The 19,484-nt window shown below is 65.8% G+C and carries 18 protein-coding genes and 2 pseudogenes; 11 read left to right on the top strand and 9 right to left on the bottom strand.

What is annotated here, in order from left to right; genetic code table 11:
* Positions 1–20: 20 nt before the first annotated feature.
* The 6 genes and pseudogenes from IT41_RS04830 (at position 21) to IT41_RS22005 (ending at position 7,293) form a co-directional block, all read left to right on the top strand.
* Complete coding sequence (locus IT41_RS04830; RefSeq protein ID WP_175496389.1) at positions 21–911, top strand: UTP--glucose-1-phosphate uridylyltransferase; 891 nt, start codon at positions 21–23, stop codon at positions 909–911.
* A 3-nt stretch (positions 912–914) separates the two neighbouring features.
* Positions 915–1,913, top strand: coding sequence for a UDP-glucose 4-epimerase GalE (galE, locus tag IT41_RS04825; RefSeq protein ID WP_036739138.1), 999 nt, complete (start codon positions 915–917; stop codon positions 1,911–1,913).
* On the top strand, positions 1,903–3,159 hold the full coding sequence (locus IT41_RS04820) for a glycosyltransferase family 4 protein (RefSeq protein WP_081967462.1): 1,257 nt from the start codon (positions 1,903–1,905) through the stop codon (positions 3,157–3,159). Before galE ends, IT41_RS04820 begins: the two co-directional genes overlap by 11 nt.
* A 19-nt stretch (positions 3,160–3,178) precedes the next feature.
* Positions 3,179–4,204 carry a glycosyltransferase family 2 protein gene (locus IT41_RS04815; RefSeq protein WP_052081277.1) on the top strand — a complete coding sequence of 342 codons (1,026 nt, stop codon included), beginning with the start codon at positions 3,179–3,181 and terminating at the stop codon, positions 4,202–4,204.
* Positions 4,201–5,902: pseudogene (locus IT41_RS22010) on the top strand (DUF5927 domain-containing protein). The gene IT41_RS04815 and the pseudogene IT41_RS22010 overlap by 4 nt, the downstream one beginning before the upstream one ends.
* Entirely contained in the window at positions 5,899–7,293 is a 1,395-nt protein-coding gene (locus IT41_RS22005; RefSeq protein WP_036739136.1) for a sulfotransferase family 2 domain-containing protein, read from the top strand. The pseudogene IT41_RS22010 and the gene IT41_RS22005 overlap by 4 nt, the downstream one beginning before the upstream one ends.
* A gap of 3 nt (positions 7,294–7,296) precedes the next feature.
* Here IT41_RS22005 and IT41_RS04800 read toward each other — a convergent pair whose 3' ends face one another.
* The 7 genes from IT41_RS04800 to choX all read right to left on the bottom strand — a co-directional run bounded on the left by IT41_RS04800 (position 7,297) and on the right by choX (position 14,028).
* Positions 7,297–8,256, bottom strand: coding sequence for a DMT family transporter (locus IT41_RS04800; protein ID WP_036739134.1), 960 nt, complete (start codon positions 8,254–8,256; stop codon positions 7,297–7,299).
* A complete protein-coding gene (queG, locus tag IT41_RS04795) occupies positions 8,253–9,311 on the bottom strand; it encodes a tRNA epoxyqueuosine(34) reductase QueG (protein ID WP_036739132.1) in 1,059 nt (352 codons plus the stop codon). Before queG ends, IT41_RS04800 begins: the two co-directional genes overlap by 4 nt.
* Entirely contained in the window at positions 9,292–9,981 is a 690-nt protein-coding gene (fzlA, locus tag IT41_RS04790) for an FtsZ-binding protein FzlA (protein ID WP_036739130.1), read from the bottom strand. The genes queG and fzlA overlap by 20 nt, the downstream gene beginning before the upstream one ends.
* A gap of 151 nt (positions 9,982–10,132) precedes the next feature.
* On the bottom strand, positions 10,133–10,861 hold the full coding sequence (gene mtgA / locus IT41_RS04785) for a monofunctional biosynthetic peptidoglycan transglycosylase (RefSeq protein ID WP_036739128.1): 729 nt from the start codon (positions 10,859–10,861) through the stop codon (positions 10,133–10,135).
* A 45-nt stretch (positions 10,862–10,906) separates the two neighbouring features.
* Positions 10,907–11,470 (bottom strand): DUF1269 domain-containing protein, encoded by a 564-nt coding sequence (locus IT41_RS04780; protein ID WP_036739127.1) that lies wholly within the window; start codon positions 11,468–11,470, stop codon positions 10,907–10,909.
* A 107-nt stretch (positions 11,471–11,577) separates the two neighbouring features.
* A complete protein-coding gene (gene betC, locus IT41_RS04775) occupies positions 11,578–13,074 on the bottom strand; it encodes a choline-sulfatase (protein WP_036739126.1) in 1,497 nt (498 codons plus the stop codon).
* A gap of 12 nt (positions 13,075–13,086) precedes the next feature.
* Positions 13,087–14,028: a choline ABC transporter substrate-binding protein gene (gene choX, locus IT41_RS04770; RefSeq protein ID WP_036739125.1), complete on the bottom strand. Its 942-nt coding sequence runs from the start codon at positions 14,026–14,028 to the stop codon at positions 13,087–13,089.
* A gap of 266 nt (positions 14,029–14,294) precedes the next feature.
* Here choX and IT41_RS04765 point away from each other — a divergent pair, with 266 nt between their 5' ends.
* Genes IT41_RS04765 through arsH form a run of 5 tightly spaced genes read left to right on the top strand, consistent with a single transcriptional unit; the run spans position 14,295 to position 17,332 of the window.
* Positions 14,295–14,627 carry an ArsR/SmtB family transcription factor gene (locus IT41_RS04765; RefSeq protein ID WP_036739124.1) on the top strand — a complete coding sequence of 111 codons (333 nt, stop codon included), beginning with the start codon at positions 14,295–14,297 and terminating at the stop codon, positions 14,625–14,627.
* An 8-nt stretch (positions 14,628–14,635) separates the two neighbouring features.
* Entirely contained in the window at positions 14,636–15,151 is a 516-nt protein-coding gene (locus IT41_RS04760) for an arsenate reductase ArsC (protein WP_036739122.1), read from the top strand.
* 6 nt (positions 15,152–15,157) lie between these two features.
* Complete coding sequence (gene arsB, locus IT41_RS04755; protein WP_036739121.1) at positions 15,158–16,198, top strand: ACR3 family arsenite efflux transporter; 1,041 nt, start codon at positions 15,158–15,160, stop codon at positions 16,196–16,198.
* 8 nt (positions 16,199–16,206) lie between these two features.
* Positions 16,207–16,626 (top strand): arsenate reductase family protein, encoded by a 420-nt coding sequence (locus IT41_RS04750; RefSeq protein WP_036739120.1) that lies wholly within the window; start codon positions 16,207–16,209, stop codon positions 16,624–16,626.
* Entirely contained in the window at positions 16,619–17,332 is a 714-nt protein-coding gene (gene arsH / locus IT41_RS04745) for an arsenical resistance protein ArsH (protein WP_036739119.1), read from the top strand. The genes IT41_RS04750 and arsH overlap by 8 nt, the downstream gene beginning before the upstream one ends.
* Positions 17,333–17,413: 81 nt before the next feature.
* Here the strand turns inward: arsH and IT41_RS04740 are convergent, their stop codons facing one another.
* Both IT41_RS04740 and IT41_RS20575 read right to left on the bottom strand, forming a co-directional pair.
* The gene (locus tag IT41_RS04740; protein ID WP_036739118.1) at positions 17,414–19,237 is read right to left on the bottom strand and encodes a BCCT family transporter; all 1,824 of its coding nucleotides are present in this window, start codon (positions 19,235–19,237) and stop codon (positions 17,414–17,416) included.
* Positions 19,238–19,387: 150 nt separating this feature from the next.
* Positions 19,388–19,484, bottom strand: a pseudogene (locus IT41_RS20575) (IS5/IS1182 family transposase); the annotation flags it as partial.

Raw genomic sequence — 19,484 nt, 5'->3', positions numbered from 1 at the left:
AAGTCAGGAGACCAATTATTATGAGTCGCAAAGTCACCAAGGCCATCTTTCCGGTAGCTGGCCTGGGCACCCGTTTCCTTCCCGCCACCAAAAGCATTCCCAAGGAAATCATGACCTTGGTCGATCGGCCGCTGATTCAATACGCGATCGACGAGGCGCGTGCCGCCGGGATCAAGGAATTCATTTTCGTGACCTCGCGCGGCAAGGGCGCGCTCGAGGATTATTTCGATCACGCTCATGAACTGGAATCGAACCTCAAGAAGGCCAACAAGACCGAGCTGCTGGATATCCTGCGTTCGACCAATATGGATTCGGGCGCCATCGCCTATATCCGCCAGCACAAGGCGCTTGGCCTCGGCCATGCGGTCTGGTGCGCCCGTCGTCTGGTCGGCAACGAACCCTTTGCCGTCATCCTGACCGATGACGTCATCATGGGCGAGCCGCCCTGCCTGCAGCAGATGATTGAGGCCTATCAGGAAACCGGCGGCAGCATGGTCGCCACCATGGAAGTGCCCTCGGAAAAGACCAAGGCCTACGGCGTTCTCGACATCGCCGAGGACATGGGCGCCATCGTCCGCGCCCGTGGCATGGTGGAAAAGCCCAAGGAGAATCCGCCCTCGAATCTGGCGGTGATCGGGCGCTATATCCTCGCCCCCTCGGTCATGCAGAACCTCAACAAGCTCAAGCAGGGCTCGGGCGGTGAGATCCAGTTGACCGACGCCATCGCCGACGAGATCGAGGAAGGCCGCGACGTGTTCGGCCTGCGTTTCCGCGGCGAGCGATTCGATTGCGGTTCCAAGGCGGGTTTCCTGCAGGCGACCGTGGCATTCGGTCTGGCGCGCGACGATCTGAAACATGAGTTCGGCGAATATCTGGAAGACATCATGTCCATGCGCAAGGCGGCGGAATAAGCGGTGGCGCGAACGGTTCTGGTGACGGGCGGGGCCGGCTATATCGGCTCGCACGCCTGCAAGGCCCTGCGCGATGCGGGCTTCGTCCCGGTCACCTATGACAACCTGTGCACCGGCTGGCGGGACGCGGTGAAATTCGGCCCCTTCGAGCAGGGCGAATTGCTGGACCGCGCCCGGCTGGACGAGGTTTTCGCCCGCCACAAGCCGGTCGCCGTGATGCATTTCGCGGCCCTCAGCCAGGTGGGCGAGGCCATGCGCGAGCCGGGCAGGTACTGGCGCGGCAATGTCTGCGCCTCGCTGACCCTGATCGAGGCGGCGCTGGCCGGCGGGGTCCGGGATTTCGTCTTTTCCTCGACCTGCGCCACCTATGGCGACCATGACGGGGTGGTGCTGGACGAGAACACGCCGCAGACGCCGCTGAACGCCTATGGCGCCTCCAAGCGCGCGATCGAGGACATGCTCAAGGATTTCGGCGCCTCGGACGGGCTGCGCAGCGTGATCTTTCGCTATTTCAACGTCGCCGGCGCCGATCCCGATGCCGAGGTGGGCGAGTTTCACCGCCCCGAGACGCATCTGGTGCCGCTGATCCTCGACGCCATCGATGGCAAGCGCGATGCGCTGACCATTCACGGCACCGATTACCCGACGCCTGACGGCACCTGCATCCGTGATTATGTCCATGTCATGGATCTGGTCGATGCCCATGTGCTGGGCCTGCGGCATCTGCTGGACGGCAAGGTGACCAGGGGCGGGCATGAGGTGTTCTGCCTGGGCACCGGCAACGGTTTTTCCGTGCGTGAGGTGATCGACCAGTCGGGCCATGTCACCAACCGACCTGTGCCGGTCAGCGAGGGGCCGCGGCGCGGTGGCGATGCGGTCAAGCTGGTCTCGGGCAGTGAAAAGGCGGTGGCGGTGCTGGGCTGGAATCCGGCGCGCTCGACCATGCCGCAGATGATCCGCGACGCCTGGCGCTGGCATCAGAACGGCGGATATGACGGCTGAGCCGGCGATTCTGCTGGATGTCTCGCGGCTTGTTTCGCGTCTTGGTTCGGGCCCGCTGACCGGCATCGACCGGGTCGAGGCGGAATGGCTGGCCCATCTGCAATGCCGCCCGCATCTGCTGCTGTGCCGCGTCCCGCGCGGCCAGTTGCTGCTGCCGCCGCGCGCCGGGGCCGAGATCCTGCGCTGGTCGCGGGGCGAGGGGCTTGCCGATCTGCCCCCGCCGGCGCTGCTCGAGCGGCTGCGCGGCGCGCGCGATCCGCGCGCCCGCGCCCGGGCCGCACTGCGCGGCATGGCGCTGGCGCGGTTGGGGCGCGACGCGGGCGGGCTGGCGCGGCATCTGCGCGGGCATCCTCAACCGGCGAGCTATGTGAATGTGGGCCATGCCAATCTGCTGCCCGGGCTGTGGGACAACCTGCGCGATCTGCGCCGCATCGTGCTGATCCATGACACGATTCCGCTGGATCACCCGGAATTCACCCGCGCCGGCCAGTCCGCGAAGTTCCGCGCCCGTTTTGCCGCTGCCGTGGGGCGGGCGGATCTGATCCTGACCATCAGCCAGGCGACACGTGACGATGTGCTGCGCTGGCGCAAGACCCTTGGCCTGCCTGACGCCGCCCCGGTCGAGGCGGTGCCCATCGGCACCCGCCTTGCCGCAGCATCGGGCGATCCGGGCATCGACACGCATGGGCCGTTTTTCGTCACCCTCGGCACCATCGAGCCGCGCAAGAACCATGCCCTGCTGCTGGACGCCTGGCAGGAACTGGGCCGGCGCCTGCCGCCCGACCGGATGCCACGTCTGTACATCATCGGCCGTCGCGGCTGGGAAAACCACGAGGTCTTCAGTCGTCTCGACCGGATGCCGGCGGACGGGCCGGTGCGCGAACTGGCCGATCTGGATGATGGCGCGGTCGCGCATCTGCTGTTGCGCAGCCACGGGCTTTTGATGCCCAGCCGGGCCGAGGGCTTCGGCCTGCCGTTGACCGAGGCGGCGGGGAGGGGGATCGCGGTCCTCTCTGCGCCGCTACCGGCGGCGCGCGAGCTTCTGGGCGATTATGCGCGCTACCTGTCGCCCGACGCGCCCGGCGACTGGGCCGATGCCGTCGCGGATCTGGCAAAGGGGGCGCCGCAAAGGTCACAACCGCTTGCAGTGCGTGACTGGCCCGGCTATTTCCGGGATATTGGCGCGCGGCTGGGGTGGGATTGCACCACGGATCCGCTGGGGCTAGTTCCTGATAAGACCGCTTGAGCAAGGGCAATCTGGGTTAGTGCTGCGCCTTTTTCGTATTTTCCGGCATAAGCTCAGGCTTCGCGCCCGACGGCAATGGCTGCTGGGGCGGGCGATCCGGCGTCGCAGGCGGTTGAAGCCCTTGCTCGACAATACCGCCAGCATCCGGCCCGGTGATATCCTGCTGTTCATGGCCGTTCGCAACGAAATCACCCGGCTGCCCTATTTCCTGGATTATTACCGCAGGATGGGGGTGCGCCATTTTCTGGTCGTCGATAACGGCTCGGACGATGGCGGGCGCGAATATCTGGCCGGTCAGCCCGACATATCGCTGTGGCTGACCCATGCCAGCTACAAGGATGCGCGCTTTGGCATGGACTGGCTGAACTGGCTGCTGCGCCGCCATGGCAGCGGGCACTGGTGCCTGACCGTCGATCCCGACGAATTCCTGGTCTATCCGCATTGCGATACCCGGCCGCTGCAGGCGCTGACGGACTGGCTGGATGCCTCGGCGATCAAGTCCTTTTCGGCCATGCTGCTGGACATGTATCCCAAGGGTCGGCTGTCCGATCAGCCCTATCTGCCGGGGCGCGATCCGTTCACCATCGCGCGCTGGTTCGATCCGGCGAATTACTCGATCCGCAAGAACGCGCTTTACGGCAATCTGTGGATTCAGGGCGGTGTGCGCGGCCGCGTGTTTTTCCATGACGATCCGGAAAACGGCCCGGCGCTGAACAAGATTCCGCTGGTGCGGTGGGAGCGCTGGTACGCCTATGCCAGTTCGACCCATATGCTGCTGCCGCGGGCGCTGAATCTGGTCTATGACGAGGAAGGTGGCGAAAAGGCCTCGGGCTGCCTGCTGCATGCCAAGTTCCTGTCCACCATCGTCGAGAAATCCGACGAGGAAATGGCCCGCCGACAGCATTACGCCGACAGCCGCGAATACCGCGCCTATCACACCGGGCTGCGGGACGGGCCGCAATTGTGGTGCGAACAGTCCTGCGAGCTGCGCGACTGGCGCCAGCTCGAGGAACTCGGCCTGATCTCCAAGGGGAACTGGGCATGAGCGTGGCCGCCCCGGTATCGCCGCCGATCCGGCTGGGCGTGATCATGCTGTGCCATGACGAAGAGGCGATCGCCGCGCGCATGGCGCGGATATGGGCGACGGGCGGTGCGGCCGTGGTGATCCATGCCGATAGCAAGATGCCGGCCGAGGCAATCGGCGCCATGAGAAACGCGCTTGCCGATCTGCCGCGGGTCCGGTTCAGCCGCCGCCATGCCTGCGAATGGGGCATGTTCAGCCTGGTGCGGGCGACGCAGGACGCGGCCGAGCTGCTGCTGGGCGAATTTCCCGAGCTCAGCCATGTCATGGTCGTCTCGGGCTCCTGCCTGCCGCTGCGGCCGGTGGCGGATCTTTGTGCCTATCTGGCGCGTCATCCACGGCGCGATTTCATCGAAAGCGTCACCGCCGAGGATGTCGGCTGGACCGTCGGCGGGCTGAATGAAGAGCGCTTTACCCTGCGCTTTCCCTTTGCCTATCGCCGCCGGCGCAAGCTGTTCGACCGCTATATCGCCCTGCAGCGCCGGCTGGGGGTCGGGCGGCGCATCCCGCAGGGGCTGGTGCCGCATCTGGGTTCGCAATGGTGGTGCCTGACACGCGCCACGCTCAGCGCCATCCTGAACGATCCCCGCCGGGCCGAGTTCGACCGCTATTTCCGGCGCGTCTGGATCCCGGACGAAAGCTATTTCCAGACCCTTGCCCGGCGCCATTCCATGCAGATCGAAAGCCGCTCGCTGACGCTGTCCAAGTTCGACGGACAGGGCAAGCCCTATATCTTCTACGACGACCACCTGCAGAACCTGCGCGAGTCGCGCTGTTTCGTGGCGCGCAAGATCTGGCCGCGCGCAGACGGGCTTTACGGCTATTTCCCGCATGGCGATGCCGCCCGCCCCTCGGCCGCCGAACCCGCGCCGCAGCATCTGGACCGGATCATCGGGCAGGCGGTCCTGCGCCGCCGTCTGGGCCGGCCGGGGCTGTATATGCAAAGCCGCTTTCCGCTGAAGGACCGCGAGAACGGCAAGACCTCGGCCCCCTATGCGGTGCTGCAGGGCTTCGCCGATGTGTTTCCCGATTTCGAGCCATGGCTGGCGCAGCGCGTCGATGCGGATGTGCATGGCCATCTGTTCGCGGTCCATGGCGCCGAATTCGCCGGTCGCGTGCCGATCGGTCCGGGCGCGCTGTCGGACAGCGCCAGGCTGCGGGATATGGACCCGCGCAGCTATATCGCGAACCTGATCCGCATCTCGCGCCGGATGCAGATCTGGCAATACAGCCCGCGTGACCGGCAGCAGATGAACTGGTTCATGGCGACCGATCCCAATGCCCGGATATTCATCATCACCGGGGCCTGGGTGGTGCCGCTGCTGCATTCGGGAATGCCGTTCGACGATATCCGCCGCGTCGCCGCCGTGCTGCAGCGGATCGAACTGGAGCAGATCGACATCCTGCATTCCGTCTGGCTCAAGGCGCGGACGCAGATCTGGGATCTGGGCGATTTTTGCGCCCGCCCCGCGGGTGCGCTGCGCGCTGCTGACCGGGCTTGGCGGCGATGCGGCGGCGATCGACGCGATGCCGGTCATGCGCGACATCAGCGACATGGGCCGGTTCCTGCAACGCCTGCGCAATGCCGGATTGCGGCCGCAGCTGATGGGCGATTTCTCGTCGCACGAGACGCCCGGGCTTCACGAAAGACAAGCGATATGACCCAGCCCTTTCAGCGCTTCGTGATCTTTGCCGAGATGCGCACCGGCTCGAACCTGCTCGAGGCGACGCTGAACGCGATCAAGCGCGTCACCTGCTTTGGCGAGGCGTTCAATCCCTACATGATGGGCTGGCCCGAAAAGGACGAACTCAAGGGGATCACCATGGCCGAGCGGGATGCCGATCCGCTGCGGCTGCTGAACGCGATCTTTGACAAGCCGAACCACCTGCCGGGGTTCCGCTATTTCCACGACCACGATCCCCGCGTGCTCGACGCGATCTTGGCGGACCGGGCCTGCGCCAAGATCATCCTGACCCGCAATCCGCTGGACAGCTATGTCTCGACCGCGCTGGCCCGGGCCACCAACCAGTGGAAGCTGAACGAGACCGAGATCCCGATCCCCGCCACGGTGCATTTCGACGGCGCCGAGTTTCGCGATGCTCTCGGCCGGATCGAGGAATTCCAGCTGCAGGTCATGCGCCGGTTGCAGGTCAGCGGCCAGTCGGCCTTCTGGCTGGGCTACGAGGATCTGCGCGATGCCGAGGTGATGACCGGCCTTTTGCACTGGCTGGGCCGGACCGATCTGAAACGGGTCGAGCCGGCCAGCGATCAGGTGCCGCAAAACCCGCGCGAACTGTCCGAAAAGGTCGAGAATTTCGACGAGATGGAGGCCGAGCTGGCGCGTCTCGACCCGTTCATGCTGCGCCGCATCCCGAATTTCGAGCCGCGCCGGGGGCCTGCCGTGCCCTCGTTCGTGGGGGCCGAGGCGGGGCAGGGGCTGCTGTTCATGCCGATCAGGGGCGGCCCCTCGGCCCGTGTCAGGGACTGGCTTGCGCAGATGGGCGAGCTTCGTGACGATTTCACCCAAAGCAGCCTGCGGCAATGGAAGCGCGACCATGCCGGGCATCGCAGCTTTACCGTGCTGCGCCACCCCTTGCTGCGCGCATGGAGCGCGTTCGGCAGCATGATCGGCGGCAGGAATGCCGAATTGCGGCGCCTGATGCGCGAGATCCACCGCGTTCCCTTGCCGCCCGATCCCGAGCTGGACGCGCTGGAGGAGGGCCGCAAGGCGGAACTGTTCGAGGCGTTTCTGGATTTCCTGCGCCGCAATCTGAACGGCCAGACGACCCTGCCGACCAATGCCGCCTGGGCCAGCCAGTCCGAAATCCTTGCCGGTTTCGCGCGCTTTGGCGCGCCGGACATGGTGCTGCGCGAAGGCGATCTGGAACGCGATCTGGGCTGGCTTGCGCTCAGCGCCGGGGTCAGGCGGCCGGCGCCGCTGTCCGAGCCCGGCCCCTATCCCGATTTCCTGCAGGAACAAAGCCTGCGCGGGGCGGCGAAACGGGCCTATGCGCGCGATTACATCGCCTTTGGCTTTGCCGGCCGGCCATGAGGCTCAGCCCTGCGGCGTCATCGCCCGGCGCTGGCGGTTGCGCTCCAGCCCCAGCTTGTGCTCGCGCCAGATGATCAGGATGCCCGCGCAGATGACCAGCGCCGCGCCCGCCAGCATGGTCGGTGTCGGCACCTCGTCAAAGATGGTCCAGCCGATGGCCAGTGCCAGCAGCATCGAGGCATATTCGAACGGCGCCACCAGCGAGGCATCGGCAAAGCGATAGGCCGAGGTCAGCAGGATCTGCCCGACCCCGCCCAGGAGCCCGATGGTGACCAGCAGCGCCGCCTGTTCCGCATCCGGCATGACCCAGCCAAAGGGCAGCGTCAGCAGCCCCAGCAGTGTCGAGGTGATCGAGAACCAGAACACGATGGCCGAGGTGCGTTCCTCCTGCACCAGCTTGCGCACGAAGATCTGCGCCAGCGCCGCGCAGGTGGCGCCGCCCAGCGTGACCACCGCGCCCAGCGTTTCGCGATAGCCGATGGCGGTGTCGGTGCCGGTGCTGATCCTTGACGACAGCACGATGCTGACGCCGGTCATCCCCAGAACCACCATGGACATGCGAAACAGCCGCACATCCTCGCCCAGGAACATGGCGGCAAAGACCACGACCAGCAGCGGCGCGGCGTAGCCGATGGCGGTGACCTCGGGAAAGGGCAGCAGCGCCAGCCCCCAGAAGCCCATCATCATCGCGGCGGTGCCGACGATGCCGCGATAGAAATGGCCCATCGGGCGGAATGTCTTCAGCCCGACATGCAGTTCCTGACGCCATAGCAGCCAGATCAGGATCACCGGAATGGCGAAAAACGAGCGAAAGAACACCTGCTGGCCCGGCGGCACGCCAAGCCCCCCTTCCGAGGTCGCCTTGACGATGGCGCCCATCACCGTGAACACCATCACGCTGAGGCATTTCAGCAGGATGCCACGCAAGGGGCTGTGCTGGGGCAGTTGTGTCTCGGGGCTCATGGCAGGCGCTCACATGCCCAGCGTGCCGCATCCGCGACGCCGGGATCGGGGTCATCCAGCAGAGATTGCGCGATCGGGCGCAGTTCCGCCAGCCCCGAATTTCCGATTGCGTAAAGCACGTTGCGGGTCATGCGGTCGCGCCCGATCCGCTTGATCGGGCTGCCCGAGAAACGCGCCCGAAAGGCGGCATCGTCCAGCGCCGCCAGCTCCGCCAGCGCCGGGCCGCCATGCGGGCCGTGATAGCGCAGCTCGGTCGCGGCGCGGGCGAACTTGTTCCAGGGACAGGCGGCCAGGCAGTCGTCGCAGCCATAGATGCGGTTGCCCATGAGCGGCCGCAGCTCCGGATCTACCGGCCCCTTGTGCTCGATGGTCAGATAGGAAATGCAGCGCCGCGCATCCAGCTGGTAGGGCGCCGGAAAGGCATCGGTCGGGCAGGCATCCAGACAGGCCCGGCAGGAGCCGCAATGTTCTTGTTCCGCCGTATCTTTCGGCAGGTCCAGCGTGGTGAAGACGGCGCCCAGAAAGAACCAGCTGCCAAGCTCGCGCGACAGCAGGTTGGTGTGCTTGCCCTGCCAGCCAAGGCCGGCGGCCTGGGCGAGCGGCTTTTCCATCACCGGGGCCGTATCGACAAACACCTTGATCTCGCAGCCGGTCAGCCCGACCAGCCAGCCGCCCAGCCGTTTCAGGCGCTTCTTGACGATATCGTGGTAATCCTTGCCCTGCGCATAGACGCTGACCGCGCCGCGTTCGGGATATTTCAGGATCTCGATCGGGTCGTGTTCGGGGGTATAAAGCTCGGCCAGCATGATGACAGACTGTGCCTCGGGCCAGAGCGCGGCGGGCGCGGCGCGCCAATGCACCCGCTCGGCCATCCAGCCCATCTGGCCGTGGCGATCCTTGTCCAGAAACGCGGCAAGGCGTTCGGGCAGGCGCGGATCGGCGTCCGGGGCGCAGATGCCCAGTGCCGAGAACCCTTCGGCCCGGGCCTGTTCGTCCAGCCGGGCGCGAATTTCGGCCGGGTCGGTCAGCGGCGTCCTAGAAGTCGAGCAGCGCATAATGCGGCGCCGGATGGACCCCCGGCAGGTGGTCGGCCAGCAGGCTGCGGAAGGCGGGCCGCGACTTGATCTTGGCGTACCAGTCCTGCACCTCGGCCGAATGGGTCCAGTCCACGTCCGAGATGTAATCCAGACAGGACAGATGGGCGGCGGCGGCGAAATCGGCCAGGGTCATCACATCGCCCGCCAGCCAGCGTCGATGTTCCAGCAGGCTGCGCATGTAATCCATATGATGGCGGATCGCGCCGAGTCCCGCCTTGACGGTGCGCGAATCCGGATAGCCCTGGCGCATCACCTTTTTCCAGACGCGTTCGTTCATCACCGGCCGGGTCGCCTCGGTGTTGAACTTGTCGTCGAACCAGGCGCAGAGGCGGCGCACCTCGTAGCGCTCGGCCGGGTTGCGCGGCATCAGCGCGGGCTCGGGATGGGTTTCGTCCAGATATTCGCAGATCGCCTGGCTTTCGGCCATCAGCCGTCCGTCCATGCGCAGGACCGGCAGCTTGCCGGCCGGGTTGCGGCGGATCCGTTCGGAATCCGGCTCCCAATAGCGATCTTCGACCAGCTCGACCTCGATGCGCTTTTCGGCCAGCACCAGTCGCACCTTGCGGCAAAAGGGCGACAGCGCGACGTGATAAAGGCGTATGGTCGAATTCGAGGCGGGCGTGTTCATCAATGAAAAACCAGTTCGTTCGCAGGCTCCAGCGGTCATACGCCCGGGCCGGATCGGTTTCAACCTGCTTGGGCGGCCGGCGGCGGGCGGGATGCTTTAAGGATGCGCCCTCCATCCCGCCGGATGGGGGGCGTTTCAGTCTGGCGGAGGGTCAGCGCGGCAGGCGCAGGCAGGCGTCGCGCCCGTCGCGGGCGATGGTCGCCGCGCCATCGGCGATTGCGCGGCTGCGGCGCGAACCGGTCTGCGGCTTGCGCGTCTTGGGGGCCGGCAGGATCGAGGCCAGCGCCGCCGCCTGACCGGCGCTCAGCTTGTCGGGGGTGGTGCCGTAATGATGTTTCGCCGCCGCCGCGATGCCAAAGACACCGGGGCCGAACTCGGCCAGGTTCAGATAGACCTCGACGATCCGGCGCTTGGACCAAAGCGCTTCGATCATCGGCGTATAGACGGTTTCCAGCAGTTTCCGGGGCCAGCTGCGGCCCTGCCACAGGAACAGGTTCTTGGCGGTCTGCTGGCTCAGGGTCGATGCGCCGCGCGACGAGCCTTCGGCGATGACCTTGCGGATCTCGGCCATGTCAAAGCCCCAATGGGTGCAGAAATTGGCGTCCTCGGCGGCAACGACCGAGCGGACCATGACCGGGGCGATATTGCCGATCGCGGTCCATTGGTGCGGCGTGCCGGGATATTTCCGCGTCTCGGTCGCGATGGTCCAGCTGGTCGGCGGGTTGATCAGCGAAAACAGCAACACCAGCAGGAACATCAGCGCCAGAAACCGCAGGCCGAGCCAGCGCGCCCAGCCCCCGAACCGGCGCAGCAGCGCGTGCAGAACGCCCCGTCCGGCGCGGTTCGAATGGGGCGGGGATGTGTCGCGGCTGCGGGGCATGACCGCCTCCTGTCACGGCCACGGCCCCGCCGTCAAGTCATAGGCTCAGGCCTCGGGCGCGGGTCTGGTGCCGGCCGCCGGCTGGTCCACCTCGGGCATGCCAAGCGCCGTGCCCAGCCTGCCGCCGGCAAAGGCTTCGCGCAGGCGCTCTTCCTCGGGGTCGGAGAGCGAGGTCTGCATGACCCGGCCCTTCATGTGAAAGCTTTCCAGCCGCGCCAGCACCTTGTCGGCGGTCATCTTGCGCACCAGGATGAACACCGCCGAGCCGCCCGGCGGGATCGACTGGCCCAGATCGCGCATGAACTGATCGTTGATGCCGATGTCGCTGAGCTTGCCGGCCAGCGCGCCCGCGCCCGCCCCCACCGCCGCGCCGATCAGCGGGTTGAGAAAGATCAGCCCGACCAGCGTGCCCCAGAAGCCGCCCCCGACGGCGCCCGCGGCGGTCAGGTTCATGGCCTGATGCAGCTGGATATCGTCGGCCGAGGAACGGGTGACGACCACCGCATCCTCAAGCTCGATCAGATATTCCTTCTGCATCTTGACCAGTTCGGAGCGCAGCGCAAAGCCGTCGGCCTCGTTGTCGAAGGCGATTACTAGCAGGTCGGACATCGGAAGCTTCCTTTTGCTGGGGAATCATGGGCGGGAAACGCCCGGCCGTCCGATCCGTTCCCGGTCCTGCGTTGATCGGGGTCGCGACGTCGCGTTCATGGCCGCCGTCACTCGCCACGCGGGAAGCGTTTGGCCTCTTCCAGCGCGTCCAGGTTCATGTGATTGCGCATGTAGCGCTCGGAGGCGCGCATCAGCGGCTGGTGGTCCCACGGGAAATAGGCGCCGTTGCGCAGCGCCTCGTAGACGATCCAGCGCCGGGCCTGGCTTTCGCGCACCTCGGCGTCATAGGCGGCAAGGTCCCAGCGTTCGGAGGCCATGTCGCGCATCCGCTCGATCACCTCGGTCGTGGCGGGATGACCGGACAGATCCACGCGCTCGGCGGGGTCCATGGAAAGGTTGAACAGCAGTTCCGGATCGGCGTGGCAGGCGATATATTTCCAGTCGCCGTCGCGCAGGCAGACCAGCGGCGCGACGCTGCCCTCGGCGGCATATTCGATCGCGACCGGGCCGCGTCCCTCGGCCCCCTGCGCCAGCGAGCGCCCGTCGGTCCAGGGCGCGATATCGGACATCGAGATTCCGGCCAGTTCGCAGATCGTCGGCAGCACGTCGATGGTCGAGACCGGCGTCTCGATCAGGTCCGGCCGCATTCCGGGGGCCGAGATCATCAGCGGCACCCGCGCCGAACCCTCGAAGAAGCTCATCTTGAACCACATGCCGCGGGTGCCCAGCATTTCGCCGTGATCGGACAAAAAGACGATGATCGCCTCCTGCCGGGTGCGCTCCAGCACGTCCAGCAATTCGCCCAGCTTGTCGTCGATATAGCTGATATTGGCGAAATAACCCTGGCGGGCGCGGCGGATATGCTCGTCCGAGATGTCGAAGGCGCGCCAGTCGCAGGCATCCATCAGGCGCCGGGAATGCGGATCCTGTTCCTCATAGGGGATGGGTTCGGGCGGGGTCAGCGCCGCCGAACCCTCGTAGAGGTCCCAGTATCTGCGCCGCGCCACAAAGGGGTCGTGCGGATGGGTAAAGCTGACGGTCAGGCACCATGGCCGGTCATCCGCGCCGCGCGACAGGTCGTAAAGCTTGCTGCAGGCGTGATAGGCCACCTCGTCGTCATATTCGTACTGGTTGGTGATCTCGGCCACGCCGGCGCCGGTGACCGAGCCAAGGTTGTGATACCACCAGTCGATACGCTCGCCCGGCTTGCGGTAATCGGGCGTCCAGCCGAAATCGGCCGGGTAGATATCGGTGGTCAGCCGTTCCTCGAAGCCGTGCAACTGGTCGGGGCCGACGAAATGCATCTTGCCCGACAGGCAGGTGTGATAGCCCGCCCGGCGCAGGTGATGGGCATAGGTCGGGATGTCCGAGGCGAACTCGGCCGCATTGTCATAGACGCGGGTGCGGCGCGGCAACTGCCCGGACATGAAGCTGGCGCGGCCCGGCGCGCAAAGCGGGCTGCCGGTATAGGCATTGGCATAGCGGGTCGAGCGTTTCGCCAGCTTGCGCAGATGGGGCACATGCAGGAAATCGGCCGGGCCGTCGGGGAACAGCACCCCCGAAAGCTGGTCGGCCATGACGATCAGGATATTGGGACGTGTCATCTGGGGATTGCCTTATTGGACCGCTTCGGTCACCGCTGCCAGGCCGGGTTCCCCGTCCAGCGTGGTCACGCCGTCCAGCCACGCCGCGACCGGCTCGGGATTGGCGGCGATCCATGCCTTTGCAGCGTCCTGCGGGTCCATCGCGTCGTCAAGGATATTGCCCATCAGCACGTTCTCCATATCGACGGTAAAGATCAGCTGGCGGAACAGTTTCGCCACGTTCGGACATTGCGCGACCCATTCCTTGCGCGCGACGGTATGAACGGTGGCGCCGCCGAAATCGGGGCCGAATTCCGCGTCTCCGCCGGACAGGTAGGTAATGTCGAAATTCACGTTCATCGGATGCGGCGCCCAGGCCGCAAAGACCGAGGGCGTGCCGTCCGCATCATTGCGCCTGACCTGCGCCAGCATCGCCTGTTCGCCGGATTCGACCAGTTCCCAGTCGCCCAGCCCGAACTTGTCGGCTTCGATCATGCCGGCGATGGTCTGGTTGACCGGGGCGCCGGGCTCGATGCCGTAGATCTTGCCCTCAAACGCCTCCCTGTGCGCGTCGAGATCGGCGAAATCCTTGACGCCCAGGTCATCGGCAGCATCGGTGACCGCCAGCGTGAACTTGGCGCCCGTAAGGTTCAGGGCCAGTTCCTCGGTCTTGCCCGACGCGTCCAGATCGTCGCGGAATTTCTGCTGCGCCGGCATCCAGTTCCCAAGGAACAGGTCCGTCTCGCCATTCTTCAGCGCCTCATAGCCGATAGGGACCGAGAGCGTGCGGATATCGGGCCGGTAGCCCAGAGCGTCCAGCAGCGTCGCCGCGACGCCGTTCGTCGCATTGATATCGGTCCAGCCGGGATCCGACAGGCGCACCGTCGCGCAAGCTTCGGGATCGGCCGCCAGCGCCGGGGCGGCGGCAATCAAGGCAGCAAGGATCAGTGAAGATCGCAGGACAGTGCTGGGCATGCAGGTTCCTATCTCGTCATGGGCCCGATCCTGACATGAGGACAGGCGTCTAGGCACATCAACCCATAGCGTTGCTTCGGGATCAAGCCCCGAGTTGAACCGGCCGGTTCAAGGGGGCCGGAATCCGGCCAGGAATCCGTTCGAATACAAGGGCGAAAGGCAGCGGGCGCAACGGCTTGCGGGAAGCAGCCTGAAAGTTGACGTTCCGTGACGCGCGGCGGGTTTTCGTCGTTGCGCGGGATAATCAATTCTATTATACATGAAATATGGAAAAGAATCGTGCACTCGAATCGCTCTCCGCGCTCGCGCATGAAATACGCCTGGATGTCTTTCGCCTGCTGATCCAGGCCGGGCTGCAGGGCATGACCGCCGGGCAGATCGCCGCCGCGCTTGGTATCCGCGCCAATACGCTGTCGAACAACCTCAATATCCTTGCCGGGGCAGGGCTGGTGCGCTCGACCCGCGAGGGGCGCTCGATCCGTTATTTCCCCGAGATGGAGGCGATGCGCGGCCTGCTGGCCTTCCTGATGCAGGATTGCTGCGGCGGCCGGGCAGAGCTTTGCCAGCCGGTTCTGGACCAGATTGCTTGCAACTGCTGAGGCCAACCATGTCGGATACCGTCTATAACGTCCTGTTCCTGTGCACCGGGAATTCGGCACGCTCCATCCTTGCCGAGACCATCCTGAACGCCGAAGGCAAGGGCAAATTCCGCGCCTTTTCCGCCGGCTCCAGCCCCCGGGGCGAGGTGCATCCCTTTACCCTGCAACTGCTTGAGCGGCTGGGCCATGACACTGCCGGGCTGCGCTCGAAAAGCTGGGACGAATTCGCCGCGCCCGATGCGCCGCGGATGAATTTCGTCTTTACCGTCTGCGACAACGCGGCGGGCGAGGTCTGTCCCATCTGGCCCGGCCAGCCCATGTCCGCGCATTGGGGGCTGCCAGATCCCGCCGCCGCCACCGGCACCGATGCCGAGCGGCACCTGGCATTCGCGGAGACCTATCGCATGCTGCGCAACCGCATCTCGATCTTTACCAGCCTGCCGATTGCCTCGCTGGACCGCATGTCGCTGCAACAGCGCGTGGATGAGATCGGCCGCCAGTCCGCCCCCGCCGAGAAGGCCTGAGACAGCATGACCGATATTCGACATGCCGAACACGCGCCCCTGGGCGCCTTTGAGCGCTGGCTGACCCTGTGGGTGGCGCTGGCGATGATCGCCGGCATCGTGATCGGCGCGCTTGCCCCCGGGCTGGTGCAGGCGATCGCCGGGGCCGAGATCGCCTCGATCAACCTTGTCGTCGCGGTGCTGATCTGGGCGATGGTCTACCCGATGATGGTCAATGTCGATTTCGGCGCCGTCGCGGGCGTCGCGCGGCAGCCGCGCGGCTTGCTGATCACGCTGGCGGTGAACTGGCTGATCAAGCCCTTCAGCATGGCGCTGCTGGCGGTGCTGTTCTTCGATTACATCTTTGCCCCCTGGATCGCGCCCGAGGATGCGCAGCAATATATCGCCGGGCTGATCCTGCTGGGCGCGGCGCCCTGCACGGCGATGGTCTTTGTCTGGTCGCAGCTGACGCGCGGCGACGCGACCTATACGCTGGTGCAGGTCTCGGTGAACGATCTGGTGATGGTGGTGGCCTTCGCGCCCATCGTCGCGCTGCTGCTGGGCGTGACCGAGATCGCCGTGCCCTGGCAGACGCTGGTGCTGGCCACCGTGCTTTACGTCGTGCTGCCGCTGGCGGCGGGGCTGATGACGCGGCGCATTCTGGGCAGCCCGGCCGCCATCGAGGCGTTTACCGCCCGCATCAAGCCCTGGTCGGTGATCGGGCTGATCGCCACCGTCGCGATCCTGTTCGGCCTGCAGGGCGAGGTGATCCTGAACCGGCCATTCGTCATCCTGCTGATCGCCGTGCCGATCATGATCCAGAGCTATGCGATCTTTGCGCTTGCCTATGGCGCCGCCTATGCCATGGGCGTGCCGCATCGCATCGCGGCCCCCTGCGCGATGATCGGCACCTCGAACTTCTTCGAGCTTGCCGTCGCCGTCGCCATCAGCCTGTTCGGGCTGCATTCCGGCGCGGCGCTGGCCACCGTCGTCGGCGTGCTGGTCGAGGTGCCGGTGATGCTGTCGCTGGTCGCCTTCGCCAACCGTACCCGCAACCGTTTCACCTGAGAGGGCCGATGATCGTCATCCACCACAATCCCGACTGCGGCACCTCGCGCAATGTGCTCGGGATCATCCGCAAATCCGGCACCGAGCCGGTGGTGATCGACTATCTGGCCGAAGGCTGGACGCGGCCGCAGCTTCTGGCGCTGTTCGCCGCCTGCGGGCTGACGCCCAGGCAGGCATTGCGGGTCTCGAAATCGCCCGCGGCCGAGCTGGGTCTGCTGGACGAGGGTGTCGGCGACGAGGCCATTCTGGCGGCGATGCTGCGGCATCCGGTGCTGGTCAACCGCCCCATCGTCGCCTCGCCCCGGGGCGTGCGGCTGTGCCGGCCCTCGGAAACCGTGCTGCCGCTGCTTGACCGCCTGCCGCCCGGTCCGCTTTACAAGGAGGACGGCCAGATGATCCTGAACGAAAAGGGCGAAATCCTTGACTGACCTGCCGAATATCGACGCCGACTGTTTTCGGCCCGTCGATCCCTCGGGGCTGGCCTCCGAAACGCCGGCCACGCATCCGCCGCGCATCCTGATGCTTTACGGCTCGCTGCGCGAGCGCAGCTATTCGCGCTTTGCCGCCGAAGAGGCCGCCCGCATCCTGACCGCCCTGGGCGCCGAAGCGCGATTCTTCGATCCGCGCGGCCTGCCGCTGGTCGATGCGGTCGAGGCCGATCACCCCAAGGTCGCGGAACTGCGCGAACTGGTCGGCTGGTGCGAGGGCATGGTCTGGTCCTCGCCCGAGCGTCATGGCGCCATGTCCGGCCTGATGAAAAGCCAGATCGACTGGATCCCGCTGTCGCTGGGCGGCATCCGGCCGACCCAGGGCAAGACGCTGGCGGTGATGCAGATCTGCGGCGGCAGCCAAAGCTTCAACACGGTGAACCAGCTGCGGATCCTGGGGCGCTGGATGCGGCTCCTGACCATTCCCAACCAGTCCTCGGTCGCCAGGGCCTGGGACGAATTCGACGAAGCCGGCCGCATGAGGCCCTCGCCCTATTACGACCGGATCGTCGATGTGATGGAGGAATTGCTGCGCTTTACCCTGCTGACCCGCGACATCCGCGATCATCTGGTCGATCGCTATTCCGAGCGCGTCGAAAGCCACGCGGCGCTGTCAGGGCGGGTCAATCAGGGCAAGGCGGTCTGATCCGGGCCGGGGCGCGGCGACGGATCGGGCATTGCTGCCCGCCGCCGCCTGCCGCCCCGGCCCTTGTGCCATGGCGCGGGGTCAGGTCGCGGGATCCGGCGCCAGCCCGTGCTTTTCGCGCAACCCGTCACGATAAAGCGCCTTGGCCAGGGCGATGCACATCAGGCCCATCACCATGGTAAAGGGCAGCGCGCCGATGATCATGGCATTGCGCAGCGCATCCAGCGGATTGTTGTCGCCCGCCGCCATCATCAGCACGCCGATCACCAGGGTCAGGATCAGGCCCCAGATGATCCGATGCTTGATGCCGGTTTCGGCCTCGCCGCCCGACATGATCGTGTTCATCACCAGGATGCCCGAATCCGCCGAGGTGACGAGGAAGGTCAGCACCAGCACCACGCACATGACCGTGACGACCGACAGGAAGGGGCCGTCGATCATCTGCGCCAGCGTCGCGAAAAGCTTGGCGGTGTTCGAGGCGCCGATGATCGCGCCGTTGGCCACGCCGGACAGTTCCAGATCCAGCGCCGTGCCGCCCAGGATGGTCATCCAGGCAAAGCAGACCAGCGACGGCGCGAAGACGCAGCCGATGACGAATTCGCGCACCGTGCGCCCGCGCGAGATGCGGGCCAGGAACAGCCCGACAAAGGGCGAGAACGCGATCCACCACGCCCAGTAAAAGGTCGTCCAGCCGGCCTGCCAGCCGAACTGGCGGCCCGGCTCGCCCGCGGCATAGGCGCTTTGCAGGACCTCGGGCGGCAATGCGGCGGCCTCGCCTTCCAGCCCGGCGACAAAGGCGTCATAGCTGCCCCAGGCATTGGTCGCGCCGGCGCGCAGCGCATCGGCATGGGCCGCCGCCTCGGGCGGCAGGGCGGCGGCGAATTCGGCCGGTGATTGCGGCCCGAACGCCCCGAAGCTGAGCGAGACGAAATTCAGCACGTAATCGGCCAGCGCCGTCGCATAGGTCGTGATCGCGAACATGAACGATCCGAAGACGACAAAGACCAGGATCAGGGCGATGGACAGCACGAGGTTCAGGTTCGACAGGTATTTCACCCCGCGCCCGACGCCCGAGACCGCCGACAGGACCGACAGGCCCATCACCACGACCAGCCCGGTGATCAGCCCGACGGTGGCCGGAACAGGCACCTCGCCGGTCAGGTCCATCATCCATTCCATGCCGGTGATGGCATAAAGGCCGTCGATGAATTGCGAGACGCCGAAGCCCACCGTCACCGCCACGCCCAGAATCGTCGCGACCATCCCCAGGACATCGACGACATGACCCAGAAAGCCGTTCATCAGCCCGCCGAACAGTGGCGTCAGCGCAGTGCGCATGGTCAGCGGCATGCCGCGCGTATAGGCATAATAGGCCAGCGACAGCCCGGTCACCACATAGGTCGCCCAGGCGTGAAAGCCGTAATGCAGGAAGGTGTAGCGATAGGCGGGAATGACCCCCTCGGCCGTGTTGGGTTCGACCTCGCCGGCAAGGATCACCGGGTTCGAGGCCCAGAGCCCCAGCGGCTCGGCCGTGGCAAAGACCATCAGCCCGACCCCGAGGCCCGCGCCGAACATCATCGCGAACCATGAAAAGGTCGAGAATTCCGGCTTTTCGCCCGGCAGGCCCATCACGCGGCGGCCGGTGCGCGGCAGAAGCGCAATGATCAGGAAAAAGAAGAAGAACAGCCCCGCCATGACGATGTAAAAGCCGTTGAAGCTTTCCAGCAGGCGCGCGTTCAGGCTGCCGAGAATGCCATTGGCATTCGCGGGCCAGATCAGCGCCCACAGCACCAGCCCGATCATGATGCCCTTGCTGAGCAGGGCGATCGGAATGCTGTTCCCCTCGTAGAAACCGGCCGAGGCCTTTGGCACCTCAAGCTCGGTGAATGGTGGTTTGATCTGCATCTGTCTCCTCCCAGATTGATCGCACGATATCGGTGGCCGCCCGTCTGCCCCGCAGGGCGCCCGGGCGGCTGTGTCGGGTCAGCTTGGTTCAAAGCCCCCGCGTCAGGCGCAGCGCGTCATAGAGCCAGATTCAAAACGAGATGAATGATTTCAATCTGTTGCGATTGCCCTGGTCATGCGCCTGATATGTGCGATGAGAACCCATGCCTCTGCGCTCTCGATGGATTTCTCCCAATCCTTTGCCAGC

It is taken from the genome of Paracoccus halophilus, from assembly GCF_000763905.1.
Classification (GTDB): Bacteria; Pseudomonadota; Alphaproteobacteria; order Rhodobacterales; family Rhodobacteraceae; genus Paracoccus; species Paracoccus halophilus.
Note: the sequence above shows the minus strand (reverse complement) of the source record. Positions and strands in the feature narration are given on the sequence as shown.

Bases quoted from the DNA above. Each gene is read 5' to 3' on its own strand.
- IT41_RS04830 (WP_175496389.1), top strand. From the start codon at position 21: ATGAGTCGCAAAGTCACCAAGGCCATCTTTCCGGTAGCTGGCCTGGGC.
- IT41_RS04820 (WP_081967462.1), top strand. From the start codon at position 1,903: ATGACGGCTGAGCCGGCGATTCTGCTGGATGTCTCGCGGCTTGTTTCG.
- IT41_RS22005 (WP_036739136.1), top strand. From the start codon at position 5,899: ATGACCCAGCCCTTTCAGCGCTTCGTGATCTTTGCCGAGATGCGCACC.
- IT41_RS04800 (WP_036739134.1), bottom strand. From the start codon at position 8,256: ATGAGCCCCGAGACACAACTGCCCCAGCACAGCCCCTTGCGTGGCATC.
- queG (WP_036739132.1), bottom strand. From the start codon at position 9,311: ATGCGCTGCTCGACTTCTAGGACGCCGCTGACCGACCCGGCCGAAATT.
- fzlA (WP_036739130.1), bottom strand. From the start codon at position 9,981: ATGAACACGCCCGCCTCGAATTCGACCATACGCCTTTATCACGTCGCG.
- mtgA (WP_036739128.1), bottom strand. From the start codon at position 10,861: ATGCCCCGCAGCCGCGACACATCCCCGCCCCATTCGAACCGCGCCGGA.
- IT41_RS04780 (WP_036739127.1), bottom strand. From the start codon at position 11,470: ATGTCCGACCTGCTAGTAATCGCCTTCGACAACGAGGCCGACGGCTTT.
- betC (WP_036739126.1), bottom strand. From the start codon at position 13,074: ATGACACGTCCCAATATCCTGATCGTCATGGCCGACCAGCTTTCGGGG.
- choX (WP_036739125.1), bottom strand. From the start codon at position 14,028: ATGCCCAGCACTGTCCTGCGATCTTCACTGATCCTTGCTGCCTTGATT.
- IT41_RS04765 (WP_036739124.1), top strand. From the start codon at position 14,295: ATGGAAAAGAATCGTGCACTCGAATCGCTCTCCGCGCTCGCGCATGAA.
- IT41_RS04760 (WP_036739122.1), top strand. From the start codon at position 14,636: ATGTCGGATACCGTCTATAACGTCCTGTTCCTGTGCACCGGGAATTCG.
- arsB (WP_036739121.1), top strand. From the start codon at position 15,158: ATGACCGATATTCGACATGCCGAACACGCGCCCCTGGGCGCCTTTGAG.
- IT41_RS04750 (WP_036739120.1), top strand. From the start codon at position 16,207: ATGATCGTCATCCACCACAATCCCGACTGCGGCACCTCGCGCAATGTG.
- IT41_RS04740 (WP_036739118.1), bottom strand. From the start codon at position 19,237: ATGCAGATCAAACCACCATTCACCGAGCTTGAGGTGCCAAAGGCCTCG.